This is a genomic window from Methylobacterium sp. J-059 (assembly GCF_022829485.1).
Classification (GTDB): domain Bacteria; phylum Pseudomonadota; class Alphaproteobacteria; order Rhizobiales; family Beijerinckiaceae; genus Methylobacterium.
In genome coordinates this window covers 1-698 of sequence record NZ_JAKSYA010000046.1, presented here as the reverse complement: position 1 = coordinate 698, position 698 = coordinate 1, and the positions used below count along the sequence as shown (strand labels likewise).

The 698-nt window shown below is 64.5% G+C and carries 1 protein-coding gene and 1 pseudogene; one reads left to right on the top strand and one right to left on the bottom strand.

Translation table 11 applies throughout. The features are described from left to right. Positions 1-396 (top strand): carbohydrate-binding domain-containing protein (locus MKK55_RS04660; RefSeq protein ID WP_279595993.1); only part of this gene is annotated, 396 nt, incomplete at its 5' end. Positions 397-510: 114 nt separating this feature from the next. Here MKK55_RS04660 and MKK55_RS04655 read toward each other — a convergent pair. After that, positions 511-698: pseudogene (locus MKK55_RS04655) on the bottom strand (IS6 family transposase); the annotation flags it as partial.

Sequence of the window (698 nt, the reverse complement as noted above, 5' to 3'; positions counted from 1 at the left end):
ACGACACCCACAGCGCCGGTCGTGACACCCTTGGCTCCGGACACCCTCGTCTTCCGCGTGTCGGGTGACAGCTACCAGGGCAATCCGCACTTCCAGGTGCTGGTGGACGGCCATCAGATCGGCGGCACACTCACCACCAGTGCGTCGCATGCGGCAGGCCAGACGCAGGACATCACCCTCACGGGCCAGTTCGGCACGGGTGCGCACGACATCGCGGTGCAGTTCCTCGACGACGTCTACGGCGGCAGCGCGACGGCCGACCGCAACCTCTACGTCCATCAGGTCAGCCTCAACGGCCACACCCTGGCGGGCGACGCCGCCGACAACCATGCCGGGTACAACAGCGGCGGCGTCGCCAACATGTTCAACAACGGCAGCGCGGACTTTCATATTTGACAGGCTACTGAACGAAGGGACAGCGCTGGGCGTGACGTGGGAATTGGATGGGCCCGCAGCTGACGGGGCCTGTCGCAAGCCGTACCGGTAAGGCACAGGCGGAGGCTTGATGTGCTTGCGGAAAGCTCCCAGCTGCTTCTGCATGAGGGAAATGTAGGCCAGAACCCAGCGGTTCAGGGTGCTATCGTCCACCTCCAGAGTGCGTTCCGGGAATAGCTGCCCCATGTCGCGGTGTCGCGGTAGCTCAGCGAGTAGCGCAGGTACCAGGCGACAGCCTGCACGATCAGGTTGGCCTCGTAGTG